The following is a 25596-nucleotide window of genomic DNA, read 5'->3' as shown; positions in this document are numbered from 1 at the left end:
CGAGAAGCGCGCCGCGTGGAAGTCTATCGCGGCGCGCTTCTCGTCATCAGAGGCGGGGCGTGTGAAAGAGGCGACTGTCCTCCCCCGCCGGGGCGTCAGCCGTCAGCGCGGTGGGTGGGGGCGCGGTGGGAACCCGTCGGCCGGCCGACGGAGGCCGCCTCCTGGGAGCCGTCCTCGCTGATCGTCTCGGAGCCGGCCAGCGGGATCGAGCCGCCGGGGATGGCGCCGAGCAGACGCTTCGTGTACTCCTGCTGCGGGCTGTGGAACACCTCGTCCGTGGTGCCCTGCTCGACCACGCGGCCCTTCTCCATCACCAGGGTCGCGTCCGCGATCTGGCGCACCACCGCGAGGTCATGCGTGATGAAGATGTAGGACAGGCCGAGCTCCGCCTGCAGGTCGTTGAGCAGCTCGAGGACCTGCGCCTGCACGAGCACGTCCAGAGCGGACACGGCCTCATCGCAGACCACGACCTCCGGGTCCAGCGCCAGAGCACGCGCGATCGCGATGCGCTGACGCTGGCCGCCGGACAGCTCGTTCGGGTAGCGGCGCAGCATGGCGGCGGGCAGGCGGACGTGGTCCAGCAGCTCGCGCACCTTCTTGTCGCGGCTCTTCTTCGACCCGATGCCGTGGATGCGCAGCGGCTCCTCGATCGTGGTGAAGATCGAGTACATCGGGTCCAGAGTCCCGTAGGGGTTCTGGAAGATCGGCTGCATGCGGCGGCGCAGACCGAGAACGTCCTTGGCCGATTTGAAGGACGCGATGTCCCGGCCGTCGAACCGGATCTCACCGGAGGTGGGCTCGAGCAGCTTCAGCACCATCTGCGCCACGGTGGACTTGCCCGACCCGGACTCGCCCACGATGGCGGTGGTGGTGCCGCGCTTCAGGTCGAAGGAGACGTCGTCCACCGCGGTGAACGGAGTCGTGCTGAACGGCGAGGCGCCGCGCAGCTGGAACACCTTGGAGAGGTTGCGGACCTCGATGATGTTCTCGTTGACCGGGTCCGCATCGCCCTGGGCGGCGGACTGCTCCGCCGCGTGCTCCTGCGCCTGCTCAGCGACCTCCTCGCGCTGGTGGATGGAGGAGAGCCGCCGCGAGGCCAGGGAGGGCGCCGCAGCGATCAGCCGCTTGGTGTACGGGTGCTGCGGCTTCTGCAGGATCTCCAGCGCCGGGCCGGACTCCACGATCTGGCCCTTGTACATCACCACGAGGTGCTGGGCGCGCTCGGCGGCGAGTCCGAGGTCGTGGGTGATCAGCAGCACCGCCACTCCGAGGTCACCGGTGAGGGTGTCGAGGTGGTCGAGGATCTGCTGCTGCACGGTCACGTCCAGCGCGGAGGTCGGCTCATCGGCGATGAGCAGCGACGGACGCGCCGCCAGGCCCATCGCGATGAGGGCGCGCTGGCGCATACCGCCGGAGAACTCGTGCGGGTACTGCCGAGCCCGGCGCTCCGCATCGGGCAGGCCAGCTTCCTCCAGCAGCTGCACGGTGCGCTGACGGATCTCCTGCTTGGAGCCCTTCACGCCGTTGGCGCGCAGCGCCTCGTCGATCTGGTAGCCGACCTTCCACAGCGGGTTGAGGTTCGACATCGGGTCCTGTGGGACCAGTCCGATCTCGCTGCCGCGCAGCGCCATGATCTGGCGTTCGCGCTGGTGCGTGATGTCCTCTCCCTGGAAGCGGACGGTGCCGCCGGTGATCCTGCCGTTCTTCGGCAGCAGGTGCGCGATGGACATCGCGGTGGTGGACTTGCCGGAGCCGGACTCGCCGACGATGGCAACGGTCTGGCCGGGGTACACGGTCAGGGATGCGCCGCGGACGGCGTTGACGTCACCGCTGGAGGTGGAGAACGTGATGTCCAGATCGGAGATCTCCAGCAGCGGTGCAGTGGTGGTGGTCGTGCTCATCTGCTTCTCGTCCTCGCGGCTCATCGCTTCTTCGCCTTCGGGTCCAGGGCATCGCGGACGGCGTCGCCGAGCATGATGAAGCTCAGCACCGTCACCGCCAGGCCGATCGACGGGTACATCAGCTGCATCGGGTGGGTGGTCAGGGACGTCCTCGCAGTGGAGATGTCACCGCCCCAGCTCACGACGGTGGGCGGCAGGCCCACACCGAGGAACGACAGGGTCGCCTCCGCCACGATGAACACGCCGAGGTTCACGGTCGCGGTCACGATGATCGGCGCGAGCGCGTTCGGCAGCACGTGCCGCATCAGGTTGGAGAACCTCCCGGCGCCGAGCGCCGTGGAGGCCATGACGAACTCCTGGCTCTTCACCCCGATGACCGCCCCGCGCGTGATGCGGGCGATGTTCGTCCAGCCGAACACGGACAGCACGAGGATCACCACCCAGATCGAGTCGATGCCCTGGAAGCGGGCGCCGATGACGATCGCACCGAGGATCAGCGGGATGGCGAAGAAGACGTCGACCACGCGGGAGACGATCTCATCGACCCAGCCGCCGACGTACCCGGCGAGAGCACCGATCGCGGCGCCGATGAGGGTGGAGCCGATCATGGTGAAGAAGCCGACGATCACCGAGGTGCGGGTGCCGTGGATGACGCGGGAGAAGATGTCGTAGCCCTGACGGCTGGTGCCGAAGGGGTGCTCGCCGCTCGGGTCCTGGTTGGCGTTGGCGAGGGAGCCCGCCGTCGGGTCCTGCGAGGTGAACACCCCGGGGAACGCGACCACGAACAGGATGAAGGCGATGAGGATCGCCGAGACGATGAACACCGGGTCGCGCAGCAGCGAGTGCGCGGCCTGGCGCCACATGGAGCGCGGGGTGCTGGTGTCGTCGAACGCGTCGACGTCCTTCAGCGGCGTCTCCGACAGCGGCGCGGTGTAGTGCTCCTGACCCGGGTGGGGGGCGGCGGTGCGGCGCTCGGGGGACATGGACTGGCTCTGGTCACTTCTTGGCATAGCGGATCCTCGGGTCGAGAACGGCGTACAGCACGTCGACGATCAGGTTGGAGATCAGGAAGATGATCACCATGAGCGTGACGACGCTGACGGTGGTCGGGCTGTCGCTGCGCTGCAGGGCGCGGAACAGCAGCGAGCCGACTCCGTTGATGTTGAAGATGCCCTCGGTGACGATCGCGCCGCCCATGAGGGCGCCGAGGTCGGCACCGATGAAGGTGACCACGGGGATCAGGGAGTTGCGCAGGATGTGCTTGGACACCAGGGCGCCGGAGGACAGGCCCTTCGCCTTCGCCGTGCGGACGTGGTCGGCCGGCACGTTCTCGGCGACGCTGGTGCGGGTCAGGCGCAGCACGTACGCGAACGACACAGCGCCCAGCACGGTCGCCGGGAGCAGGAGGTTCGTGAACGACGGGTCGTTGCCGACGTTCACCGGCACGAGCTTCAGCTGAACGCCGAGGATCACCTGCGCCACGAAGCCGATGACGAAGGTCGGGACTGCGATCACCAGCAGGGACAGCATCAGGAAGGTGGTGTCGATCCACGTTCCCTTCTTCAGGCCGGCGATCACACCGGCGACGATGCCGAAGACCGCTTCGATGATGACGGCCATGATCGCGAGCTTCGCGGTGACCGGGAACGCTCGACGGATGTCGTCGATGATGGGGCGTCCGGAGAGGTTGAGGCCGAAGTCGCCCTGGATCACTCCCACGATGTAGAGGAGCCATTGGACGAGGATGGGCTTGTCGAGGTTGTACTGGGCGCGCAGCTGCGCCTCCACCGATGGCGGCAGCGCCTTCTCCCCCGCGATCGCCTGGATCGGGTCGGAGCCGGTGGAGAACATCATCAGGTAGATGAGCAGAGTGGCACCCAGGAACACCGGAATGATCTGCAGCAGTCGCCGCCCGATATACCAGAGCACAGGGATGGGCCTTCTCTTGGGGAACAGGGACAGTCGCCCGCGGCAGGGTCTCTGCTTTGAGCAACTGCCATATGATGCCGGACACGTTGCCGCTTTGACCAATCCGCCTGGTCAGACCACCGATCTCCCCGGGCCGGCGTCGCCTCAGTATCCTCCAGGAGGCATCCGGATCCGGAGGCGACAATGGCGCCATGACTGAGAACACCGCTCCTGCCTCCCCTGTGGACCCCACCACCACCGATGCCTGGCGCGCGCTCGAGCAGCACGACGCCGAGCTCTACGGCTCCCTGCGCGAATGGTTCGAGTCCGATCCCGAGCGCACCCGGAAGCACTCCCACAGCGCCGGCGATCTGTTCGTCGACCTCTCCAAGAACCTGGTCACGGATGAGACCGTCGGCCTCCTGCTCCGCCTCGCCGACGAGACCGGCGTGCTGCAGCGCCGCGACGCCATGGTCCGCGGCGAGCACATCAACACCACCGAGGACCGCGCTGTCCTCCACACCGCGCTGCGCCGCCCCGCCGGCGCCTCCCCCGCCCTCGAGGTCGACGGCCAGAACATCGACGAGGACGTCCATTCAACGCTGGATCGGATCGCCGAGTTCGCGCGCGCAGTCCGCTCCGGCGAATGGACCGGTGTCACCGGCAAGCGGATCGAGACAGTGGTGAACATCGGCATCGGCGGCTCCGACCTCGGCCCCGTCATGGTGTACGAAGCGCTGCGCCCCCTCGCCGACGCCGGCATCAGCGCCCGCTTCATCTCCAACATCGACCCGACGGACGTCGCCCAGACCACCGAGGACCTCGATCCGGAGACCACCCTCGTCATCGTCGCCTCCAAGACCTTCACCACGCTGGAGACCATCACCAACGCTCGCCTGGTGCGGACCTGGCTGCTGGACGGCCTCGCGGCGAAGGGCGTCGGCGAGGACCGGCGGGACGATGCGGTCGCGAAGCACTTCGCCGCGGTCTCCACCGCTCTGGACAAGGTGGAGGAGTTCGGCATCGACCCGAAGAACGCCTTCGGCTTCTGGGACTGGGTGGGCGGGCGCTACTCGGTGGACTCCGCGATCGGAACCTCGCTGGCCGTCGCGCTCGGCCCCGAGGTGTTCGCCGAGCTGCTCGCCGGCTTCCACACCATGGACGAGCACTTCCTCACCGCCGCCCCCGAAGAGAACGTGCCCCTGCTGATGGGCATGCTGAACATCTGGAACGTCAACTTCCTCGAGGCGGAGACCCACGCGGTGCTGCCGTACTCGCAGCTTCTGCACCGCTTCCCCGCCTACCTGCAGCAGCTCACCATGGAGTCCAACGGCAAGTCCGTGCGCTGGGACGGCACCGCCGTCACCTGCGAGACCGGGGAGATCTTCTGGGGCGAGCCCGGCACCAACGGCCAGCACGCGTTCTACCAGCTGATCCACCAGGGCACCCGGATCATCCCCGCCGACTTCATCGCGTTCGCCGAGCCGAACCACCCGCTGAAGGACGGCGAGACGGACGTCCACGAACTGTTCCTCGCGAACTTCTTCGCCCAGACCAAGGCACTCGCATTCGGCAGGACCGCTGAGGAGGTCGAGGCGGGCGGCACCGAAGGGGCGCTGGTGCCGGCGCGGATGTTCTCCGGTGACCGTCCCACCACCTCGATCATGGCGCCGAAGCTGACGCCGAGCACGCTCGGTCAGCTGATCGCGCTGTACGAGCACATCACGTTCGTGCAGGGCGCGGTGTGGGGCATCAACAGCTTCGACCAGTGGGGCGTGGAGCTCGGCAAGCAGCTCGCGAAGGACCTCGCGCCGGCGGTCAGCGGTGACCAGGCGGCAATGGAGGCCGAGGACCAGTCCACGCGCGCTCTGATCGAGTTCTACCGCGGCTCCCGCCGCTGACGGGGGCGCCATGAAGATCGGCATCCTCACCTCCGGCGGTGACTGCCCCGGCCTCAACGCAGTGATCCGCGGAGCGGTCCTCACCGGTGACACCGTGTACGAATCGGAGTTCGTGGGCTTCGTGGACGGCTGGCGCGGCGTGGAAAGCGGGGAGGTGATCCCGCTTCCGCGCCGAAAGGTCCGCGGCATCGGCCGCACCGGCGGCACGATCCTCGGCACGTCCCGCTGGAACCCGTTCCACGGCGGGGCCGACGGAGCCGCTGCAGTCGCCCGGTCCATGGAGGAGACCGAGGTCGACGCCCTCATCGCCATCGGCGGCGACGGCACCCTGTTCACGGCCCACCGGTTGGCGCAGCGGGGAATCCCGATCGTCGGGGTGCCGAAGACCGTCGACAACGACCTCGATGCCACGGACTACACGTTCGGGTTCAACACGGCGGTGGAGATCGCAACGGAGAGCCTCGACCGACTGCGCACCACGGGCGACTCCCACCACCGCTGCATGGTGGCGGAGGTGATGGGCCGATCCGCCGGCTGGATCGCGCTGCACTCCGGGATGGCGAGCGGCGCGCACGTCATCTGCATCCCGGAGTTCCCGCTGTCGATCCAGGAGATCTGCGACTTCGTCACCGCCCGGATGCGGCGCCAGCCGCGCCGCTCCCCTCTGGTGGTGGTGGCGGAGGGGTTCACACCGTCGGATGCGTCCGAGTCGTTCAGCGACTACGAACTGGACGAGTTCGGGCGGCCCGTCCTGGGCGGGGTGGCGCAGAAGCTCGCGCCGATCATCGAGGAGCGCACCGGGATCGAATCCCGAGCCACGGTGCTCGGCCACATTCAGCGCGGCGGTGCGCCCACCGCATACGACCGCATCCTGGCGACCCGCTTCGGCATGGCCGCGGTGCAGCTGGTGCACGCGGGAGCGTTCGGCCGGATGGTGTCGCTGCGGGGGACGTCCGTGGTGGACGTTCCGCTCAGCGACGCGATCGATTCGGTGAAGACGGTGCCGCGGGAACGGTGGGATGAGGTGCGGCGGCTCTTCGGCTGACCGCACCGAACGAACCTGATATCTTGACCTCAAGACATTTCCGAGTTGGCAGGGACCTGCCAGAACCAGGAGTTGCGATGTCCCGCATCATCTACACCCGTACAGACGAAGCCCCGATGCTCGCCACCGCATCGCTCCTGCCGATCATCGACGGCTTCACCGACCAGGCCGGGGTGGAGGTGCAGACCCGCGACATCTCCCTCGCCTCCCGCATCCTCGCCGCTTTCGCCGATGTCCTCCCCGAGGACCAGAAGGTGCATGACGCCCTCGGTGAGCTCGGCCAGCTGGTGAAGGACCCGTCGGCCATCATCATCAAGCTGCCGAACATCTCGGCTTCCGTCCCGCAGCTCACCGCCGCCATCCGGGAGCTGCAGGCCGACGGCTACGACCTCCCGGACTACCCCTCCTCCCCTACCACGGACGAGGAGAAGGACGCCCGCGCCCGCTACGACGCCGTCAAGGGCTCCGCCGTCAACCCGGTGCTGCGCGAGGGCAACTCGGACCGCCGCGCGCCGCAGGCGGTGAAGAACTTCGCGAAGGACCACCCGCATTCGATGGGCGAGTGGTCGGCCGAGTCCCGCACCAGCGTCGCCACCATGGACGGCAGCGACTTCCGCTCCAACGAGACCTCCCACGTCCTGGAGAAGGACGACACCCTCACCATCGTGCACGTCGCCGCCGACGGCACCGAAACCGTGCTGAAGGAGAGCCTGCCGGTGCTGGAGGGTGAGATCATCGACTCCACCGTCATGGACGCCGCCGCGCTCGATCAGTTCCTCACCGAACAGATCGCTGAGGCGAAGAAGCGGGGCGTGCTGTTCTCCCTGCACCTGAAGGCCACGATGATGAAGGTCAGCGACCCGATCCTGTTCGGCCACACGGTGCGCGCCTTCTTCCCCGCCCTGTTCGAGGAGTGCGGGGACGCGCTGCAGAAGGCGGGCCTGTCCGCCAACAACGGCCTCGGCGGCATCCTCGGCGGCCTCGACCAGCTCGATGACGCCACCGCTCAGCGCGTCTGCGACCTCGTCCAGCAGGGCCTGGACGAGGGGCCGGAGCTCGCGATGGTCGACTCCGACAAGGGCATCACGAACCTGCACGTCCCCTCCGATGTCATCGTGGACGCGTCCATGCCGGCGATGATCCGCGCCGGCGGCACCATGTGGGGCCCGGACGGCACCGAGAAGGACACCCTCGCGGTCCTGCCGGACTCCTCCTACGCCGGCGTCTACCAGGCCACCGTGGAGGACTGCCGGAAGCACGGCGCGTTCGACCCCGCCACCATGGGCACCGTCGCGAACGTCGGCCTGATGGCGCAGAAGGCGGAGGAGTACGGCAGCCACGACAAGACCTTCGAGATCGCCTCCGACGGCGCCGTCGAGATCCGCACCGCCGCCGGGGACGTCCTGCTCCGCCAGGAGGTGAGGACCGGAGACGTCTTCCGCTCCTGCCAGACGAAGGACGCCCCGATCCGCGACTGGGTGCAGCTCGCCGTGCGCCGCTCCCGCGAGTCCGGCATGCCCGCCGTGTTCTGGCTGGACGACTCCCGCGCGCACGACCGCGCCCTCATCGAAAAGGTGACCGCCTACCTCGCCGAGGAGGACACCGACGGCCTCGACATCCGCATCCTCGACCCGGTCTCCGCCACCCAGCACACGCTGGATCGGGTGCGCCGCGGCGAGGACACCATTTCCGTGACCGGCAACGTGCTTCGCGACTATCTGACGGACCTGTTCCCGATCATGGAGCTCGGCACCAGCGCGAAGATGCTGAGCGTGGTGCCGCTGATGAACGGCGGCGGCCTGTTCGAGACCGGGGCCGGCGGCTCCGCCCCGAAGCATGTGCAGCAGCTGGTGGAGGAGAACCACCTGCGGTGGGACTCCCTCGGTGAGTTCCTCGCCCTCGCGGAGGCGCTGCGGCACCTCGCCCGCACCACGGACAATGAGCGTGCGCGCATCCTCGCGGACGCCCTGGACCGCGCCACGGAGACCCTGCTGAACGAGGGCCGCAGCCCGAGTCGCACCACCGGGGAGGACGACAACCGCGCCTCCCACTTCTACCTGGCGATGTTCTGGGCCGAGGAGCTCGGCCGGCAGGACGATGCGGAGGTCGCGGCCCTGTTCCAGCCGATCGCCGAGAAGCTGCGCGCCGGCGAGGAGATGATCCTCAACGAGCTGAACAGCGTGCAGGGCTCGGCCGTGGACATCAAGGGCTACTACTTCCCGGACCAGGACGCCGTCTCCGCCGTGATGCGCCCGTCCACCACGCTGAACACCATCATCGACGCTCTGCGCACCCGCTGATCACGCAACCAGCGCCGTGAGCAGAACCAGGCGCCGCCGCACTGGCCGATGGGTCGGGACGGCGGCGCCTGCGCTTTCTCACATGACCTGACGAGCCAGGGCGACGAGCGCGACCACGATGATGACGCCGCGCATCAGCCATTCGGGGATGCGCTTCGCCAGGTGCGCCCCGAAGGAGGAGCCGATCAGGGAACCGACCCCGACGACGAGCACCCCGAGCCACACGACGGGGGCGTCGAACACCACGAACGCGACGAGGTACACCAGGGCCGCGCACACGTTCACGATCAGGGACAGCAGGTTCTTGATGCCGTTGACCGACCGCATCTGTCTCCCCGTGAACGACCCGAGGATCGCCAGGTACAGGACGCCCTGCGCGGCCGTGAAGAACCCCCCGTACAGGCTGGCGCCGCTCATCGCGGCGATCAGTCCCGGGCTGCGGAGGCGGCGGGCGGCGAGCTCGTCCCTGTCGGCCTCCCCTCCCCCACCGGAAGCGGAGCGGGCGCGCACGCGCCGGGCGATCAGCGGCTGGCAGACCACGAGCACCAGCGCCACCACGATGAGGACCGGCACCACCCAATCGAGGACGTCGGAGCCGGTGACGAGCAGCAGACCGGCACCGGCGAGCGCCGCGATCGTGGTGGTGACCATCAGCGGCTTCAGGTGCGGCAGATCCTCGCGGATCTCGCGGCGGTAGCCGGCGACGGCGCCGATGGTGGAGAACACCATGCCGATGGTGTTGGTGCGCACGGCGGCGCCGGGCGGGACCTCCATCGCCAGCAGGACGGGGAGGGTGAGGAGGGACCCGGAGCCGACGGCGGCGTTGATGGCACCGGCGACGACTGCGGCGACGGCCAGGAGCACGAGGGAGAGCGGATCCATCGCTTCACCATAAGCCGCGGAGACAGGGAACGGCCCGGCGGTCGATCAGTGAGATCGCATCCGCCGGGCCGCATCACCGGGTCCGGTGCGGGTGGGCGTCGGTGTCAGAGGCCGGCGCTGCCGGGGGTCTCGCCGGTGAGGGCGCTCCAGGCGGCGTCGTAGTCGGGCTCCTGGCCGATCTCCGGCACCTGCTCGGTGTACAGGATCGTGGCGTCCTCGTCGGCGACGACGACGGAGCGGGACAGCAGACCCTTCAGACCGCCGGACGTCATGGTGACGCCGTAGTCCTCACCGAAGTCGGAGCGGAATGCGGACGCTGAGACGACCGAGTCGATGCCTTCGGCCCCGCAGAAGCGGTCGAAGGCGAACGGCAGATCCTTGGAGACTGCAAGGACCACCACGTCGCCCTCGCCGTCGGCCTTCTTATTGAACTCGCGGACGCTGGCCTGGCAGACGCCCGTGTCGATCGACGGGAAGATGTTCAGAACGAGTCGCTTGCCGGCGAAGTCGTTCTTGGTGATCTCGCTGAGGTCGGTGCCGACGAGAGTGAAGTCGGGGAGCTTTTCGCCCACCTTCGGCAGGTCGCCGACGGTCTCGACCTGCTCGCCGCGCAGACTGATCTGGGCCATGGTCATCCTCCTGGAGTGCTGGTGGTTGCTGTGCCGGTGCCACTGTCAGCCATGAAGCTGACAAAGCCCTGACGTGTCACTTCTCGGTGGCGCCGGTGGCATCGTCCACGAGCGGGTGGCCGGGCTCGTCCAGCATGCGCTGCTTCGCCTTCTCCACATCGAACCGGGCCTTCGGCCACTGCGGGTCGATGTCCTCCAGCGCCTGGATCAGCAGGTTCTGCACCGCGAGACGGGCGTACCACTTGCGGTCCGCGGGGATGATGTGCCAAGGGGCGGTGCGGGTGCTGGTGGCGGCGATGGCGGCGTCGTACGCATCCATGTAGTCGTCCCAGCGGCGGCGCTCGGTGAGGTCGGAGACGGCGAACTTCCAGTGCTTGTCCTCCCGCTGCAGGCGTTCGAAGAGACGCTCCCACTGCTTGTCCTTCGAGATGTGGAGCATGACCTTGAGGACGATGACGCCGTCGTCGGCCATCTCCTTCTCGAAGGTCTTGATGGAGCGGTACCGCTTCGCGATCTCCTCGTCATCGGCCCAGCCGTGGACGCGGTGGATGAGCACGTCCTCATAGTGGGAGCGGTCGAACACGCCGATCATGCCGGGCTCCGGCTGGTGCGGGCGGACGCGCCACAGGAAGTGGTGGGACTTCTCCTCCTCGGTGGGCGCCTTGAACGCGGTGATGTCCACGCCCTGCGGGTCGACCACCCCCACGACGTGGCGCATGATGCCGCCCTTGCCGGAGGTGTCCATGCCCTGGACCACCAGCAGCACGCTGCGGCCGGCGCGGCGCCCCGGAACGCGACCGGAGTGGGCGGCCCATAGCCGCTCCTGCAGTTCGGACAGGCGCTCGGACTGCAGGGCGAGGAGCTCCTGACCGGCGGCCTTGTCACCGTCGAAGCCGGGCGTGGAGCGCGGGTCGATGTCGCGGACGCTGACCTTCGCGCGCTGGGACGGCTGGACGCAGAAGCCGGCAGCGGCGAGCTTCTCCGCCTTCTTCTCGACCTTCTTCTGCTCGGCCTTCTTCTTCTCGGCTTTCTTTGCGGCCTTCTTCGCAGCCTTCTTGTCGAGCTTCTTCAGCTCGTCGGTGCGGGTGGTGGACTTCTTCGCGGCCTTCTTCTCAGCCTTCTTCTTCGATGGTGACATGGGGCACAGCGTACTGGTTGTGGCTGTCAGGCCCGCTCATGCTCCCCGTCGCGGTCGAATCGGAGGTGGAAGACGAGCACCACGGCCACGGCCATGACCGTCAGCACGAGCGAAGCGATCATGGGGGCATGCAGGCCGAAGGAGTCCACGAGCACACCGCCGATGAGCGCCCCCACCGCGATGGCGCTGGTGGCGGCGGCGGTGTTGAGCGCGGTGGCGTCATCCACGCGGTCACCGGCGCGGAACTGCGCCATCGCCTGCGAAGACACGCTGATCATGCCGGAGAAGAAGCCCCATGCGGCGAGCACGATGCCCGCAGCGATCGGACCGTGCATCAGCCACATGAGGGCGGCGACGGACAGTCCCGAGCCGATCGCGAGCACCAGGATCGCCAGCACCGGGGTGCGCGACACCAGGGCCCCGGCGGCGAAGTTGCCGACGAGCCCGAGCGTGCCGAACACCATCAGGAACAGGGACGTGGAGGAGCCGGGAACCCCGGCCACGTCGATCAGGATGGGGCGGATGTAGCTGTAGGTGATGAACTCCGCGGTCAGCAGCAGTGCGGTCAGCAGCACTGCAGTGCCGATGGCGGGGTGCGTGATCGCCCCGAGGGTTCGGCGCACAGTGCTCGCGGCGGTGGAGACCGACGGGGTCACGATCGCCAGCACGATCACACCGACCACCAGGGACATCGCGCCCACCAGCACGAACGCCATCCGCCATCCGAAGGAGTCGCCGAGCCAGGTCGCCAGCGGCAGGCCGAAGATCAGGGCGGCCCCCACTCCGGAGAAGACGATGGTCAGGGCGCGGGGGATCTGCTCGCTGCGCACCTGCCCCATCGCCACCAGCGGCATCACCGCCCAGTAGAGGCCGATGCCGAACCCGGCGAACACGCGGGAGAACAGCAGGCTCATCAGGTCCCAGCTGACGGCGGTGAGGACGCAGGACACGATCACCATGGCCAGTGCGACGAGGATGATGATGCGTCGATCGCGGCCGCGGGACAGGCGCGGGGTGACCAGGGTGATGGCGGCGGCGAGGACGCCGGGGAGCGTGACGGCGAGGCCGACGGATCCGCGGCTGATCCCGAGGTCGTCGCTGATGAGGGTGAGCACTCCGATGGGGAGCTCTTCGATGGTGACGAGCACGAAGATGCCGATGGCGAGGGTGGCCACGGCGAGCCAGTTCGATCGCGCCGGCTCAGCGGTGTCTTCGGGGTGCTCGGGCACCACGGGGATCGCGCCGGTGGACACGGGGATGGCGCCGGTGGTGGTGGAGGGCTCGTTCTCGTCCCAGTCGCGGGCGCGGGTGTCGCCGGCGTCGGTGGGGTCGTCGATCATGCGGTGCCTCCTTCGGGTGCTGTGGTGGGACTGGGGGCTCCGTCGGCCCCCTCTCGGGTGGGCTGGCGCAGCCGGAACGCGGCCAGGATGCCAGCGCTGACGGCGAGCAGCGCGAGACTGGCGGTGAGCGCGGCGATGATGCCGGAGCGGTCCACGAGGATGCCGCCGATGAGTGCGCCCAAGGCGATCGCGCCGTTGAAGGCGGAGGCGTTGATGGCGACTGCGGCGTCCTCCCGGTCCCCGGCCCCGGAGAGGACGAAGCCCTGCACGGTGACGGACAGCATCCCGGCGAACGCTCCCCACACAATGGTGGCGATGAGCGCGGTGACGGGGTCGTGGACGATCGTGACCATGAGGGTGAGCGCAGTGATCATGCCGCCCACGAGCAGGCACACCGATCCCCAGGGGCTGCGGTGCAGGACGGCGCCGCCAGCGAAGTTGCCGAGCAGGCCGACGATGCCGTAGGCGAGCAGGAACGCGGAGATGTGCTCGATCCGCACGCCGCCGAGCTGCTCGAGGATCCGGGTGACGTAGGCGTAGGAGATGAACTGGGCGGTGACGGCGGTGCACGCGAGCAGGAATCCGTACTTCACGGTGGGGATCGACAGGGCCCGCAGCGTGGAGCGGACGGTCTCCGCAACCTGAGAGTGGACCGGTCGCAGCACGAGCAGCTGCAGCACCCCGACGACGGCGGCGATGCCGCCGACCAGCAGGAACGATTCGCGCCATCCGACCGTGGTGCCGAGCCATGTGGACAGCGGAATGCCGAGCAGCACCGCGGAGCCGACACCGGCGAACGCAATGGACAGGGCGGCGGCGCTGTGGCGGCGCGGCACGTGCGCGAGAGCCACCTGCGGCATCACCGGCCAGTACATGCCGATGGCGAAGCCGGTGAGGATGCGCGAGGCCATCAGCACGCCGGTGCTGGGGGCGAGCGCCGATCCGACCGTGGACAGCACCACGGCGGCGAGCGACGCCACGAGGATGAGCCGGCGGTCGATGCCGCGGGTGATGCCGGGCAGGATCAGGGCGATGACGGCGGCGAGGATGCCCGGCAGGGTGACCGCGAGGCCGATGGCGCCGTCGGTGGCGTGGAGATCGGAGGTCATCAGCGGCAGGAGGCCGATCGGCAGCTGTTCGAGGGTGACGAGGGTGAAGATGCCGAAGCCGAGGAGGACCACGCGTCCCCACAGCGGGGCCGACGGGTGCTGGGTGCCGTGCTCGTTCGCCTGCTCGCTGTGCACGTATCCTCCCTCCCGCATCGCTTCTGCCGGTCCGCGGCGCGGGCCCCGATCGAGGGTATCGGCGCGGTGGGGACAGCGCCAAGCACGGTGGCGGGCATCACCAGCGCGGTCCAGGCTGCTTGCGGGCTGGTGGGGCCGGCGGTCGCTACCATTGGCGACGATTCGATCACGACCGTTCCCTCTGGAAGGGGTTGCCCATGGCTGGTGGACTCGCCGCCCTGCTGGATGATGTCGCTGCACTCGCGCGCATGGCCGCCGCGAACGCCGATGACATCGCCGCCGCGTCCGGGCGCGCCAGCGCGAAGGCCGCCGGCGTCGTCGTGGATGACACGGCCGTCACCCCGCAGTTCGTCAAGGGCGTGGACCCCAAACGGGAGCTGCCGATCATCGCGAAGATCGCGCGCGGCTCCCTCATCAACAAGGCGATCATCATCGTGCTGGCGATGCTGCTCAGCCAGTTCATCCCGTGGCTGCTGACCCCGCTGCTGATGATGGGCGGCACCTACCTCTGCTACGAGGGGGCGCACAAGATCCTGCAGCTCATCGGCCTCCTCGAGCATCACACAGCCGGTGATGAACCCGCTGTGCAGCGCGGCGCGGACGCGGAGAAGTCAGTGGTCAGCGGCGCTGTCCGCACCGACTTCATCCTGTCCGCGGAGATCATGGTCATCTCCCTGAAGGAGGTCGCCGACGAAGCCTTCTGGTCACGCCTGATCACCCTCATCGTGGTGGCCGTGGTCATCACCGTCGCCGTGTACGGCGTGGTGGCGCTGCTGGTGAAGCTGGACGACATCGGCCTGGCGATGATGACGAAGGACTCCGCCGGTGCGGCGAAGTTCGGCGAAGCGCTCGTCAGGGCGATGCCGGTGGTGCTGCGCATCATCGAGTACGTCGGCATGCTCGCCATGCTGTGGGTGGGCGGCCACATCATCCTCGTGGGCCTCGACGAACTGGGCTGGCACGCCCCGGAGAACCTCGTGCACGCCCTGCAGGGCCCGGTCGCGGGCCTCGCCGGTATCGGGGGCTTCCTCTCCTGGCTGGTGGAGACGGTCTGCTCGCTGATCCTCGGCATCATCTGGGGATCGGTGATGGTCGGCGTCGTCGCCCTGATCCAGAGGCTGCGCGGAAAGGGCCACGAGGACGGCGCTCCCACCGTCCGGGCGGGCCGTGAGCGCACGGGAGGCGCCGCCGCCGGCACCGGCAGCCATGCCTATCGGCCGGAGGGCTCCTCCGAGTCCTGAGGTTCGCCAGCGGAATCGGCAGGAGCATCCTCGGCCTCGGGATCGACGGCCTCGAGGTCGGCAGTGTCGGGGTCGGCGGTGGAACCGGAGGCGTCGAACAGCGACGGCTGATCCCACGGGCTCACCTCGGCCGCCCCCGCCTTCCCCGATCCTCCGCGCGGCATCAGCTGCGGATGGTCCCCCTGATGGGGAACAGCCCGCAGCTGCTCCCCCAGCAGGCGCCTGCCCGCGAGCGCTTCGATGTGCTTGACCGCGGTGAAGATCGCTTCGGGGCTCACCGCCGCGACCAGACCGGCATCGTCGCCGTCGGCCTTCGGGATAGCGGCCGACGGGTGCTCCACTGACGCTCGCCGCAGCACCAGCGCCACCACGGCGTCCGCTTCGAAGTCCTGTGCCCGCGGCCCCAGTTCACGGCGTCCCTGCGGTGTGACGGTGCGCAGGACCTGGACGGGCGGCTCCGTCGACGGGGTGAGGTGGCCCAGCAGCGCATGCGCCAGGGCGCGCAGAACCGCGGCGATCAGATCGGCGGGGTCCGTCGGCCCCTGTATCCCTTCCGCCTCCTCCGCCTGGGCGCAGACGGCGGCAATATGCTCGCGGCCGCCCGCCTGCTCGATGAGGCGCACCAGCTGCGCCGCACCGGCCGCCGTGACGGGGCCGAGGCTGCGCAGGGGGTGCAGGACGCTCTGCGGCACCGGGTGGGGGCCGTCGGTGTCGGCGATGTCGTACATCAGGTCGATGGGGCCGAACGGGCGCAGCACGATCAGGGGGATCGCCCCGGGGCGGATCGTGCGGTGCAGGTCCCTCGTCCAGGTGCGGCGGGTCGCCACGAACTGGGCTCGGGGCCGCTGCAGGTGCACCAGCGACGCGTTGTAGCAGGACAGGGTGGGGAAGCGACCGGCGAACTCCATCGCGTCCAGCAGCGAGTCGCGGCCGCCGGCGTGGGAGGAGGCGTGGGCGAACAGCTCGTCCAGAACGGGCTGCTGTGCCTCCAGGTGGGCGGGGCCGTCGCTGGGCGGGGCGGAGTCGGGGAAGGGCAGGGTCATGGCTCCATCGTCTCCGATCGGGGGCCGGTTTTCACGCACCGGCGTGCAGGCGGCGCACGCGTCGCAGCTCCCGCAGCCCGATCACGGTCATGATGGGCCGCAGCGGCCCCCATTCGAGGATGCGCACGTCATCGGCGCGGCGGATCCGCCTCAGCAGCTCCGGTCGCAGGTGGCGCAGGTAGCGGCGCGCCAGGAGGGAATGCAGCGGGTGGGAGATGTAGGCGGCGTCGCGGGATGATTCGACCGCCGCCAGCGTGTTGAGGACGTTCTCCTCGGTGCTGCGCGCCAGCGCATCGAGCTGGATCTCACCGGTGAAGCCGCAGCGCATGGCCTCATCACGCAGCAGGTGCGCCTCGGGGATGTCACCGCGCACGGCGCCGCCGGACATCAGCAGGGTGCACGGCCCGGTGCCGTCGGCCTCCCACACGTAGGCAGTGCGCAGCGCCTGGCGGACCCGGAACCGGTTGATCAGCCCGGCGCGAGAGCCGGACTGGCCGTAGCCGAGGACGATGAGGGTGCGGGACCCGTCGGCTGCTCCCCCGCCGGACGCTTCGCTGGACGTGGGGGTGACGAGGCTGCGGGAGGCGAGCTGGTCGATCACCTCACTGGCCGCGATGACGGCGGCACCGATCCCGACCGCACCGGCCACGGCCCATCGGGGGCGGCGGCGCGATCCGCGCCCGGCGCGGGTCACTTCGAGCGGGTGACCGGAGGCTCAGCGGACCACGGGAACACGATCCAGTCGTCGGTGCGCTTCCACACGTAGGTGGGCTCCACCACGGATGCGGACTTGGCGTAGAGAACGGCGGAGCGGGCCTCGGCGCCCTGCGCCTCCAGCAGCTCCAGCACGAGCGCGAGAGTGCGCCCGGAGTCAGCGACGTCGTCCACCACCAGCAGGCGCTTGCCCGTGATGGCGTTGGTGTCCAGCATCGGCTCCAGCAGCACCGGATCCGGCAGCGTCTCGTGGACGTCCGTGTAGAACTCGACGTTGATGGCGTCGGCCAGCTTCAGACCGAGGGCGTACGCGAGCGAACCAGCGGGCAGCAGTCCGCCGCGGGCCACCGCGATGACGATCTCCGGTTCGAAGTCGGAATCGGCGATCGTCTGCGCCAGCTCGCGCGACGCGGTGCCGAACAGGTCCCAGGTGAGGACCTCCTTGGTCTCGAGGTCACTGGAATCTGCGTGGTACGCCTGGGTCACGGGGTCTCCTCCGGTGAGAATGGTCGGGTCACCATCGTATCCGCGGCCGCGGCGCCGGTCACCAGCAGATCTGCAGAGGTTCACGAACCTCACGCCCACCGGTCCAGGCCCGGCCACTACTATCGGGCCATGACCTCCCCCACTGACCTGCACCGCACCGTGGCTCTGCGGCCGCGGCGGCCGTCGCCGCTGGGCGGTGCGAAGCCCACCCGGGCTGACCTCGCCGCCGTCGACACCGCCGACCCGAACGGTGTGGACGATGTGCTGCCCGCTGGCGCCTCCCACCGCCTGGACCTGCTGATCGTCGGCATCAACCCAGGGCTGTGGACCGCCGCCGTGAACGCCCCGTTCGCACGGCCCGGCAACCGCTTCTGGCCCGCTCTCAACCGCGCGGGCATGACCGACGCCGTCGTGGACTGCTCCCTCGGTCTCACCGATGAGGACGCACTCGCACTTCTGCGCCGCGGCATCGGCCTGACGAACCTCATCGGCCGCGCCACCGCCCGCGCCGACCAGCTCAGCCGAGAGGAACTGCGCGCGGCAGGGGTGCGACTGGTCCACCGCGTGCAGGAGCTGCGGCCGCGCGCGGTCGCCATCGCCGGCATCACCGCGTACCGCACCGCGTTCCGACTGCCGAAGGCGCAGCTGGGGCGGCAGGACCCGTCGGCCCTGCCGGAGGACCTCCCACGCTGGCCGACGGGGACCGCGCTCTGGGTGGTGCCGCAGCCGTCCGGCCTGAACGCGCACGAGAACATCGATTCGCTCGCTGAGAAATGGCGCGAAGTCCTCGCGGACATCGGGCGCACCTGAACCCTCCACGCAGGGCACCGGACCGCGGGTCAGCGCAGGTCCCGGCCCGCGGTCTCCGGTGCCAGCAGCAGCATCGCCATCACCGCCGCCGCCACCAGCGCGAGCGCCACAGCGAACGATGCCCCCAGCCCCATCACGGGCCACGCCACGGCGAACAGCAGCGGCCCCACACCGGCGCTGACGCGACTCATCGTCGATGCCCAGCCGAAGCCGGATGCCCGCAGATGAGTCGGATACAGCTCGGAGACGTAGGTGTAGAGCACGGGCACGGAGATCTGGATGATGACTCCGAACACCAGCAGCCACACCACGGCGCCGCGCGGATCATCCAGCGTCACCGCCACCAGCACCAGCAGCAGGCCAGCGGCCGGAGCCGATGCCGCCAGCAGCACCCGTCGGCCCACTCTCTCCACCAGCACAGCCGCGACCACCACCCCGATGAGGCCCGCCAGCGCCATCCCCGCACCGGAGACCAGAGCGGCGATGCGGCCGAGGCCGGCATCCTGCAGGATCGACGGCATCCAGTTCAGCGCCAGGTAGTACACCAGCAGGATCGCGCCGAACAGCCCCCAGGACACCGCGGTGATGCGCGGAGCTTCCCTCCACAGCGCCGCCAGCTGGTCGAACGCTGCGGTGATGGGGTTACCCGTGCGCCGACGCGTGTCCAGCTCAGCAGCCGCGACGACATACTCGCGCCTCGGGGCGCCGGTGGCCTCCACGAGCCTGTCCACGACAGCTCGGGCCTCCGCCTCCCGACCCTGCCGGGCGAGGAACAGGGGCGATTCGGGAATATCGCGCCGCACCCAGAACACCAGCAGCGCCGGCAGGATCATGATCGCGAGCGACAGCCGCCACGTGCCGGTCGCGGCGAGCAGACCCGCGGAGACGAAGAACGCGGCGGCGGCACCGACGGGCCACCAGCCGTCCATCGCGGTCAGGACACGACCACGGACCCTCCTCGGAGTGAACTCGCCGATGAGTGCGTAGTCCACGGGGATGCAGCCGCCGAGGCCGATGCCGGCGAGGAAGCGGGACGCCGCCAGCACCGCGAACGACGGCGCGAGGGCGCCGGCTGCGGTGAAGACCGTGAAGATGAGCAGTGTCAGGGAGAAGGCGCGGCGCCGACCCACCCGGTCCGCGATCGTGCCCCAGACGATGGCGCCGAGCGCCATCCCGAGCAGGTTCGCGGTGGACAGCAGGGCGGCTTCGGGGCGGCTGATGCCCCATTCCTGCACGGCGGCGGGGATCAGCGCGCCGTTGAGGGCGACGTCCCAGGCGTCGAACATGAAGCCGAGGCCGCCGATGATGAAGATGCGGCCCTGAACGGGCCAGCGGAACGGAAGGGACTGGACGACCTCGTCGGAGGTCAGGCGGGGTGGGGCTGCGGTGCTCATGGCTCCAAGAAGGGCAGGGATTCGGAGCGGTCAGAATACAGCCGCAGGGCGCGCCGGGACAGGTTCGGCCGGGTCACGGGTCCGGCCGAGGCGGGGGCTGGGGCGAGGGCCGGAAGCGCCGAGAAGGGCCGGGGCTGAGCACAATCCGACCGGAATCTGGGGATTTTGTGACTTCATCACGTCCCTCCCCCAGGTTTGGTCCGCTTTTTGCACGCCCCGGTTCGGCGCTTCAAACCTCCCCAAAGTTCTGCCCGGGGTCCTTGCAGAGGTGGGTGGGGCGGGTCGTAGCGTCGAGGCGTCATCACGAACCCGATTCGACGAAGGATCCGTCCTCCATGAGCACCTCCATCATTTCGAACTTCAGCCGTCGCATCGTCCTCGCGCTGGGCGGCGGCGCCGTCCTCGCCACCGGTGTCATCGCCACCTCGGGCCAGGAGGCCCACGCTGCGTCCGGCTGGGACGGCGTGGCCGAGTGCGAGTCCGGCGGCGACTGGTCCATCAACACCGGCAACGGCTACTACGGCGGCCTCCAGTTCTCTGCCGAGACCTGGGCAGGCCACGGCGGCACCGAGTACGCCCCCACCGCCGATCAGGCATCCAAGTCGCAGCAGATCGCCGTTGCTGAGCGCGTGCTCGACAACCAGGGCGCGGGTGCATGGCCGAACTGCGGCAAGTTCCTGAGCGGCGGCGCTGATACGTCGTCCAAGCCGGCCAAGGAGACGCAGGAGAAGGCGCCCAAGAAGGAGAAGAAGCAGGACGCCCCGAAGCAGAAGGACACCCCGAAGAAGGAGAAGCGTCAGGCTCAGCCCGAGCGCAAGCAGGAGGCTCCGAAGCAGGAGCGGAAGCAGGAGGCTCCGAAGCAGGAGGCACAGCCGAAGCAGAAGAAGTCTGACGCGCCGAAGCGAGCGTCGAAGGGCACCGTCGGCGCTCCTGACCTGTCCGTCGCCGGCACCCTCGAGGTGGACGGCAAGATGGGCCCTAAGACCATCACCGCCCTGCAGGACTGGCTGGGTGTTGAGCAGACCGGCGAGATGAACGAGGAGACCATCATCGCCCTGCAGAAGTGGTCCAAGGCTGAGCAGGACGGCGTCGTCGGCCCCGAGACCATGAAGGGGCTTCAGCACGAGGTGGGCGCCACCCACAACGGTGCGAAGGACCTGAACGACGAGCAGACCGTGCGCGTCCTCCAGCTCTTCCTCAACCTCTACTGATCAGTCCTGCCGGTCACTGACCCGCAGACCTGACAGCAGCACCCCCGTGATCCGCTACGGATCACGGGGGTGCTGCCATGCTGGAGCGGACTGCCGATATCAGTGGGACTGGCCGGGGCCGCCGTTCGGGAACTGGTCGCGCTGACCGGGCTGGGTTGCCTGACCGGGGTGCTGTACGGTCTGCACCGGCTGGACATAGTCCGTCTGCTTCCTGCGGCGGCCCAGCAGCCACAGCAGCAGGCCGAGACCCAGCAGGAACAGGCCCAGCAGGGAGCCGCCGATCAGCAGAAGGACGCCGCCGACCGCGCCGAAGATGCCGCTCACGCTCAGCGGCGGGGAGACTGCTGCTTCGGCGTCACAGGTGATGGAGTGGTCACCGGAGGTCGAGGGCGTGAACGCCGCGAAGCTCTTCCACTCGTTGATGGTGGTGGAGGTGGTCGGGGTCTCCAACGGGACGTCCTGGCCGTCCGGGCCGGTCACCTGGCAGCTGGGGGCAGTCGCTGCGCTCTCGCGCTTCAGAAGCAGGAGCACATCGCCCTCCTCAGCCGAGACCGTGGCCTGACCGTTGTTGATGGTCTGGAGGTCATCCATGGTCTCGACCACTCCGGAGCCGCCGCGGTAGGCGAGGATTCCGCCCACGATGAGGCTGAGCAGCAGGATGACGACGCCGAGGATCATCAGGACCTTGCCGGCTTTCGCCATGCCGGGCGAGCGGCGGTTGTCGACGGTTGTGGTGGCCATGGGCCCTCCTGGGGTCAGTGGATGACACGATCCCTTCCAGGGTAACGGCAGTCACACCACGCGCCGGGGCGGAGCCATGGGGTGCGGTCCCCGTCGGGCGCCACGCGATCAGCCTGCGAGCGCAGCGCGGAACGCAGCCTCCGCCTGCGGACCGAACGGCACCAGGTGCACTTCCTGCACCCCCGCGACCATCTCATCCCCCTCGAGGGAGCGGATGGTGCCCACGGCGATCCGCGCGGCATCGTCCATCGGCCAGCCGTAGATGCCGGCCGAGATCGCGGGGAAGGCGATCGAGCGCGCGCCGAGCCGGCCGGCGAGCAGAAGGGACTGCCGGTAGCAGGAGGCCAGGGTGGCGGAGCGGTCCTCACTCTTCGCGAAGACGGGACCGACGGTGTGGATCACCCACCGGGCATCGAGACGCCCGGCGGTGGTTGCAACGGCCTGGCCTGCGGGGAGGCCCTCGGGCAGCTGCTCCTCGCGAATCCGTCGGCATTCGGCGAGGATCTCGGGGCCGCCGGCACGGTGGATGGCGCCGTCCACTCCCCCGCCTCCGAGCAGGCCGGAGTTCGCGGCGTTAACGATCGCGTCCACGCTCAGGGCGGTGATGTCACCGGGGGTGAAGATCAGGTCCATGGGCACGGCTCAGCGGAGGTCCTGCACCCGGATCATGAGGCCATGCGGCTCCACCATCGAGCGGATGAACGGCTCCGGCTTCGGGTGGTCCGGCAGCGCCTCGAAGTACGCCTCGTACGCGGCGAGGGACGTGATGCCGGCCTGCACGTCCTCCTCCTCCAGCTCGATCCGGTGGGTGGGAGCCGCCGCACCGTGGATGAGGATGCGACTGACCTTGTGGGGTTTGAGCTCGAGATCGGTGAACACCCACGGGTTGTCCGCGGCGGAGACGGCGTCGACCGCGGCGAGACCGGCGACGCGATGGTCGGCCTGGTTGAAGCCGCCGTACGCCTCAACATCGAAGTTGGCAGTCACCACGGTGTCCGGCTGGACGACGCGGATCCGCTCCGCGATGTCGCGGCGCAGCTGCAGGGTGGGCTCCATCATGCCGTCGGGGTGGTCGAGGATGGCAAGGTCGCTGACGCCGACGGCCGCACAGGCGCGGCGCTGCTCCTCTGCCCGCACCGGTCCGGCTTCCGATGGGTGCATGGTACGGATCCCCGCCTCACCGTGGGTGAGCAGCAGATACGACACCTCGATGCCGGAGCGAGTCCACCGGTTGACGGCGCAGGACAGGCCGTACTCGGCGTCATCCGGGTGGGCGACCACCACGAGCACGCGGGACATGCCGCTCGAGTCGAAGACGGGCAGGTTCTCGGGAGTGCGGTCATCAGGGCTCATCATGCTGAGAGCGTAAGCACTTACCCTGGACAGCCCCGGGGCGCGTCGGCGCACCAGCAGATTCAGAACAGGAGGACCCATGATCCGCAGACGCTTCGTCATCACCGGCCGGGTTCAAGGGGTCGGGTACCGCTTCTGGACCCAGCGCACCGCCGAACAGCTCGGCCTGTCCGGCTGGGTGCGCAACCTCCCCGATGGCAGCGTGGAGGCAGAGGTCAGCGGGCCGACGGAGGCCGTCGATGAGCTGGAGCGGGCCTGCCATGACGGACCGCCCGCAGCCGGTGTCGATGCTGTTCACTCCGAAGAGATCGAGCACCGCGCCGGCGACGGGCGGTTCGAAATCCGCTGAGCCAGCGGGCCACGGGCGTCACTTCACCAGGTCGCCGTCCTCGAAGTGGGCGTCGATGGATTTGTCGGTGAGGTTCCAGCAGGTCATGCCGCCGGCCTCGGTGCCGGTGCAGGCGAAGTCGCCGTAGGTGACCGTCTGGCCGGGCTCGACCACCTGAATGTCGCCACCGGCCGCGCCCCACGGGGTGTCGTCGCCCGCGGCGTCGTAGGAGGAGAACTCCATGGGGTTGTTGCCGGTCATGCTGAGCATCCACTTGGGCTGACCATTCTCATCCGCACCGTGGCGCCCGTCCTGGGCGGCCAGCGCTCCGCACTGCCCTTCACCGTGCTCCCAGAAGGCGCAGGACACCGAGCCGTCTTTGCTCACCATCACGGCCACCGCCGCTTCATCGATGACGCCAGCCGGGACCACCGAGGAGGCCTGGACAGCATCGGCAGGAAGGGGGCGAACCCCGTCGGAGGCGGCCGGGGCGGCGGCCTGAGCAGGCGCACCGGCAGCGGCGGCGGCGTGAGCTGCCGTCACGAGGCCGGAACCGAGGTGAGAGACGGTGGCGCCGAGGGACACGGACTGCGAGGAGCTGGCGGTCGATGCGCCATCCGCGAGAGCGGGGACCTGGAGGCCGCCGATCGCCAGAGCGGCGAACAGGGAGCTGGCGGCGACAGCAGCGGAACGGCGGGTGATGCGCATGGCGGGAACCTCATCTCGGTCTCGGAGGGAGGAGCGTCGGCGACGCCCCACCTGGACACGGACCACTCTAAACCATGTCTTTACTCTTGCTTGACCATTTTCGAGGAAACTTTTGGTGAACGGCACTGGCGGCGACGATGAGCACCGATCCGTCGACGTCCACGAGCGCCGGTCCAGGGCTCGGCAGGTCGTAGTCGTCCATGCGCTTCGTGACGGCGGAACCGGGTCGACCACGGGGGCGAGCAGGGCCAGGCCGCTGACCTGACCGGGGCGGCGGTGCGCCCGGAGCCGGGCAGGTCGAGGTAGATGCGTCGCCAGCGCCCGTCGGCCCTGACCGGCCCGCCCGTTACCTTGTGAGCACCCCGATGGACGGGGTCTGGTCGCTCGGCCGGGTATGGCTTTGTTGCCCTGCCATTGATGGTCCGGGGGGTGTTGCCGCCCGGTCGAGAGACACGCGTTGACCGCTGATAGGGACACGGCCCAGCTCTGTCTGAGGTCTCTTCGTAACGTGGGTGCCGGCATCGGGTGTCGAGACTGCGGCCAGCAGTGATGCGGAGGACAGCGTCATGAACACAGGGTTCGCGGTCGTGATCGGCCTGGACGTCGGGAAGACAGCTCACCACGCGTGCGCACTCGACCCGGAGGGGAACAAGCTGTTCGACAAGCCCCTCCCGCAGGACGAGACCAAACTTCGCGAGCTGTTCACCCAGCTGCAGAACCACGGCGAAGTGCTGCTGGTCGTCGATCAGCCGAACACCATCGGAGCGTTGCCGATCGCGGTGGCCCGGGATACCGGCTGCACAGTCGCCTACCTTCCCGGATTGGCGATGCGGAAGGCCGCGGATCTGTATCCGGGCAGGTCAAAGACTGATGCGCGGGATGCTTTCATCATCGCCGACACGGCCCGCACCATGCCTCACACCCTCCGGCAGGTCGATCGCGACAGCGAGGTCCTCTCCGCACTGAAGGTCCTTGCCGGGTTCGATGAGGACCTCGCCCACGAGACCACAAGGGCGCTGAACCGGATCCGGTCCCTGCTCACCCAGATCCACCCCGCGCTCGAGCGCGTCTTCGCAGGCGGGAAGCTTTCCACTGGGCTCGTGCTGGACCTGCTGGAGAAGTTCGGCGGACCCACCGGCCTCCGAAGTGCCGGCCGAAGGAAGGTGCTGCGGTTCGCCCGCGCGCATTCACGCCGCGACCCCGAGACGCTGGTCGAGCAGATCTTCACAGCCCTTAGCGAGCAGACCGTCATCGTGCCCGCCACCGCAGCGGTTGAGCT

24 protein-coding genes are annotated in these 25596 nt (G+C 69.1%); 8 read left to right on the top strand and 16 right to left on the bottom strand.

Annotated elements, in window-relative coordinates:
- Positions 1–95 precede the first annotated feature (95 nt).
- The 3 genes from MHY20_RS07890 to MHY20_RS07880 are packed head-to-tail and all read right to left on the bottom strand — an operon-like array spanning position 96 to position 3830.
- Positions 96–1925, bottom strand: a complete 1830-nt coding sequence (locus MHY20_RS07890) for an ABC transporter ATP-binding protein (protein WP_239376073.1) — start codon at positions 1923–1925, stop codon at positions 96–98.
- Positions 1922–2884, bottom strand: coding sequence for an ABC transporter permease (locus tag MHY20_RS07885; protein ID WP_239376093.1), 963 nt, complete (start codon positions 2882–2884; stop codon positions 1922–1924). The genes MHY20_RS07890 and MHY20_RS07885 overlap by 4 nt, the downstream gene beginning before the upstream one ends.
- A gap of 13 nt (positions 2885–2897) precedes the next feature.
- Positions 2898–3830, bottom strand: a complete 933-nt coding sequence (locus MHY20_RS07880) for an ABC transporter permease (RefSeq protein WP_239376071.1) — start codon at positions 3828–3830, stop codon at positions 2898–2900.
- 191 nt (positions 3831–4021) lie between these two features.
- Between MHY20_RS07880 and pgi the strand changes: the two genes are divergently transcribed.
- From pgi to MHY20_RS07865, 3 genes are all read left to right on the top strand, one after another.
- On the top strand, positions 4022–5710 hold the full coding sequence (pgi, locus tag MHY20_RS07875) for a glucose-6-phosphate isomerase (RefSeq protein ID WP_239376069.1): 1689 nt from the start codon (positions 4022–4024) through the stop codon (positions 5708–5710).
- Positions 5711–5720: 10 nt separating this feature from the next.
- The gene (locus MHY20_RS07870) at positions 5721–6755 is read left to right on the top strand and encodes an ATP-dependent 6-phosphofructokinase (protein ID WP_183375105.1); all 1035 of its coding nucleotides are present in this window, start codon (positions 5721–5723) and stop codon (positions 6753–6755) included.
- 77 nt (positions 6756–6832) lie between these two features.
- The gene (locus tag MHY20_RS07865; RefSeq protein ID WP_239376068.1) at positions 6833–9055 is read left to right on the top strand and encodes an NADP-dependent isocitrate dehydrogenase; all 2223 of its coding nucleotides are present in this window, start codon (positions 6833–6835) and stop codon (positions 9053–9055) included.
- Between the two features lie 78 nt (positions 9056–9133).
- On the opposite strand, the gene MHY20_RS07860 is transcribed toward MHY20_RS07865, so the two are convergent.
- From MHY20_RS07860 to MHY20_RS07840, 5 genes are all read right to left on the bottom strand, one after another.
- Positions 9134–9937 (bottom strand): sulfite exporter TauE/SafE family protein, encoded by an 804-nt coding sequence (locus tag MHY20_RS07860; RefSeq protein WP_239376067.1) that lies wholly within the window; start codon positions 9935–9937, stop codon positions 9134–9136.
- A gap of 104 nt (positions 9938–10041) precedes the next feature.
- Complete coding sequence (gene tpx / locus MHY20_RS07855) at positions 10042–10566, bottom strand: thiol peroxidase (protein WP_183375111.1); 525 nt, start codon at positions 10564–10566, stop codon at positions 10042–10044.
- Positions 10567–10642: 76 nt separating this feature from the next.
- Entirely contained in the window at positions 10643–11704 is a 1062-nt protein-coding gene (locus MHY20_RS07850) for a PPK2 family polyphosphate kinase (protein WP_239376066.1), read from the bottom strand.
- Positions 11705–11730: 26 nt separating this feature from the next.
- Positions 11731–13044 carry an MFS transporter gene (locus tag MHY20_RS07845; RefSeq protein ID WP_239376065.1) on the bottom strand — a complete coding sequence of 438 codons (1314 nt, stop codon included), beginning with the start codon at positions 13042–13044 and terminating at the stop codon, positions 11731–11733.
- Entirely contained in the window at positions 13041–14288 is a 1248-nt protein-coding gene (locus MHY20_RS07840) for an MFS transporter (RefSeq protein WP_239376064.1), read from the bottom strand. The genes MHY20_RS07845 and MHY20_RS07840 overlap by 4 nt, the downstream gene beginning before the upstream one ends.
- Before the next feature lie 197 nt (positions 14289–14485).
- Between MHY20_RS07840 and MHY20_RS07835 the strand changes: the two genes are divergently transcribed.
- Complete coding sequence (locus MHY20_RS07835; RefSeq protein WP_239376063.1) at positions 14486–15529, top strand: DUF808 domain-containing protein; 1044 nt, start codon at positions 14486–14488, stop codon at positions 15527–15529.
- Here the strand turns inward: MHY20_RS07835 and MHY20_RS07830 are convergent.
- From MHY20_RS07830 to MHY20_RS07820, 3 genes are read right to left on the bottom strand one after another with little or no spacing between them, the layout of a single operon-like run.
- Positions 15499–16572: a hypothetical protein gene (locus MHY20_RS07830; RefSeq protein WP_239376062.1), complete on the bottom strand. Its 1074-nt coding sequence runs from the start codon at positions 16570–16572 to the stop codon at positions 15499–15501. The two genes, MHY20_RS07835 and MHY20_RS07830, sit on opposite strands and share 31 nt — an antisense overlap.
- 31 nt (positions 16573–16603) lie before the next feature.
- Positions 16604–17221, bottom strand: a complete 618-nt coding sequence (locus MHY20_RS07825; protein WP_239376060.1) for an ElyC/SanA/YdcF family protein — start codon at positions 17219–17221, stop codon at positions 16604–16606.
- Between the two features lie 41 nt (positions 17222–17262).
- Entirely contained in the window at positions 17263–17772 is a 510-nt protein-coding gene (locus MHY20_RS07820; RefSeq protein ID WP_183375125.1) for a phosphoribosyltransferase, read from the bottom strand.
- A 129-nt stretch (positions 17773–17901) separates the two neighbouring features.
- On the opposite strand from MHY20_RS07820, the gene MHY20_RS07815 reads away from it, so the two are divergent.
- A complete protein-coding gene (locus tag MHY20_RS07815; RefSeq protein ID WP_239376058.1) occupies positions 17902–18582 on the top strand; it encodes a mismatch-specific DNA-glycosylase in 681 nt (226 codons plus the stop codon).
- Between the two features lie 29 nt (positions 18583–18611).
- Here the strand turns inward: MHY20_RS07815 and MHY20_RS07810 are convergent, their stop codons facing one another.
- Positions 18612–19976: an MFS transporter gene (locus MHY20_RS07810; protein WP_239376056.1), complete on the bottom strand. Its 1365-nt coding sequence runs from the start codon at positions 19974–19976 to the stop codon at positions 18612–18614.
- A 335-nt stretch (positions 19977–20311) separates the two neighbouring features.
- On the opposite strand from MHY20_RS07810, the gene MHY20_RS07805 reads away from it, so the two are divergent.
- Complete coding sequence (locus tag MHY20_RS07805) at positions 20312–21187, top strand: transglycosylase family protein (RefSeq protein ID WP_239376054.1); 876 nt, start codon at positions 20312–20314, stop codon at positions 21185–21187.
- A 99-nt stretch (positions 21188–21286) separates the two neighbouring features.
- On the opposite strand, the gene MHY20_RS07800 is transcribed toward MHY20_RS07805, so the two are convergent.
- The 3 genes from MHY20_RS07800 to MHY20_RS07790 form a co-directional block, all read right to left on the bottom strand.
- The gene (locus tag MHY20_RS07800) at positions 21287–21928 is read right to left on the bottom strand and encodes a hypothetical protein (RefSeq protein WP_239376052.1); all 642 of its coding nucleotides are present in this window, start codon (positions 21926–21928) and stop codon (positions 21287–21289) included.
- A 108-nt stretch (positions 21929–22036) separates the two neighbouring features.
- Positions 22037–22561, bottom strand: coding sequence for an O-acetyl-ADP-ribose deacetylase (locus MHY20_RS07795; protein WP_239376050.1), 525 nt, complete (start codon positions 22559–22561; stop codon positions 22037–22039).
- Between the two features lie 9 nt (positions 22562–22570).
- Positions 22571–23284, bottom strand: coding sequence for a PIG-L family deacetylase (locus MHY20_RS07790; RefSeq protein WP_239376048.1), 714 nt, complete (start codon positions 23282–23284; stop codon positions 22571–22573).
- Positions 23285–23360: 76 nt separating this feature from the next.
- Between MHY20_RS07790 and MHY20_RS07785 the strand changes: the two genes are divergently transcribed.
- Positions 23361–23630, top strand: a complete 270-nt coding sequence (locus MHY20_RS07785) for an acylphosphatase (RefSeq protein ID WP_239376046.1) — start codon at positions 23361–23363, stop codon at positions 23628–23630.
- An 18-nt stretch (positions 23631–23648) separates the two neighbouring features.
- Here the strand turns inward: MHY20_RS07785 and MHY20_RS07780 are convergent, their stop codons facing one another.
- Entirely contained in the window at positions 23649–24317 is a 669-nt protein-coding gene (locus MHY20_RS07780; RefSeq protein ID WP_239376044.1) for a hypothetical protein, read from the bottom strand.
- Positions 24318–24883: 566 nt separating this feature from the next.
- On the opposite strand from MHY20_RS07780, the gene MHY20_RS07775 reads away from it, so the two are divergent.
- The coding region (locus tag MHY20_RS07775; protein ID WP_239376042.1) for an IS110 family transposase at positions 24884–25596 on the top strand (713 nt) is incomplete at its 3' end.

Origin of the sequence: Helcobacillus sp. ACRRO, assembly GCF_022347125.1 — a bacterium.
GTDB lineage: Bacteria > Actinomycetota > Actinomycetes > Actinomycetales > Dermabacteraceae > Helcobacillus > Helcobacillus massiliensis.
This window is presented reverse-complemented; position numbering and strand designations above follow the sequence as displayed.

Coding starts and splice junctions, on each gene's coding strand:
- MHY20_RS07800 (WP_239376052.1), bottom strand. CDS start 21,928: ATGGCCACCACAACCGTCGACAACCGCCGCTCGCCCGGCATGGCGAAA.
- MHY20_RS07870 (WP_183375105.1), top strand. CDS start 5,721: ATGAAGATCGGCATCCTCACCTCCGGCGGTGACTGCCCCGGCCTCAAC.
- MHY20_RS07780 (WP_239376044.1), bottom strand. CDS start 24,317: ATGCGCATCACCCGCCGTTCCGCTGCTGTCGCCGCCAGCTCCCTGTTC.
- MHY20_RS07805 (WP_239376054.1), top strand. CDS start 20,312: ATGAGCACCTCCATCATTTCGAACTTCAGCCGTCGCATCGTCCTCGCG.
- pgi (WP_239376069.1), top strand. CDS start 4,022: ATGACTGAGAACACCGCTCCTGCCTCCCCTGTGGACCCCACCACCACC.
- MHY20_RS07790 (WP_239376048.1), bottom strand. CDS start 23,284: ATGATGAGCCCTGATGACCGCACTCCCGAGAACCTGCCCGTCTTCGAC.
- MHY20_RS07815 (WP_239376058.1), top strand. CDS start 17,902: ATGACCTCCCCCACTGACCTGCACCGCACCGTGGCTCTGCGGCCGCGG.
- MHY20_RS07845 (WP_239376065.1), bottom strand. CDS start 13,044: ATGATCGACGACCCCACCGACGCCGGCGACACCCGCGCCCGCGACTGG.
- MHY20_RS07835 (WP_239376063.1), top strand. CDS start 14,486: ATGGCTGGTGGACTCGCCGCCCTGCTGGATGATGTCGCTGCACTCGCG.
- MHY20_RS07785 (WP_239376046.1), top strand. CDS start 23,361: ATGATCCGCAGACGCTTCGTCATCACCGGCCGGGTTCAAGGGGTCGGG.
- MHY20_RS07860 (WP_239376067.1), bottom strand. CDS start 9,937: ATGGATCCGCTCTCCCTCGTGCTCCTGGCCGTCGCCGCAGTCGTCGCC.
- tpx (WP_183375111.1), bottom strand. CDS start 10,566: ATGGCCCAGATCAGTCTGCGCGGCGAGCAGGTCGAGACCGTCGGCGAC.
- MHY20_RS07810 (WP_239376056.1), bottom strand. CDS start 19,976: ATGAGCACCGCAGCCCCACCCCGCCTGACCTCCGACGAGGTCGTCCAG.
- MHY20_RS07830 (WP_239376062.1), bottom strand. CDS start 16,572: ATGACCCTGCCCTTCCCCGACTCCGCCCCGCCCAGCGACGGCCCCGCC.
- MHY20_RS07850 (WP_239376066.1), bottom strand. CDS start 11,704: ATGTCACCATCGAAGAAGAAGGCTGAGAAGAAGGCCGCGAAGAAGTCC.
- MHY20_RS07890 (WP_239376073.1), bottom strand. CDS start 1,925: ATGAGCCGCGAGGACGAGAAGCAGATGAGCACGACCACCACCACTGCA.
- MHY20_RS07795 (WP_239376050.1), bottom strand. CDS start 22,561: ATGGACCTGATCTTCACCCCCGGTGACATCACCGCCCTGAGCGTGGAC.
- MHY20_RS07885 (WP_239376093.1), bottom strand. CDS start 2,884: ATGTCCCCCGAGCGCCGCACCGCCGCCCCCCACCCGGGTCAGGAGCAC.
- MHY20_RS07865 (WP_239376068.1), top strand. CDS start 6,833: ATGTCCCGCATCATCTACACCCGTACAGACGAAGCCCCGATGCTCGCC.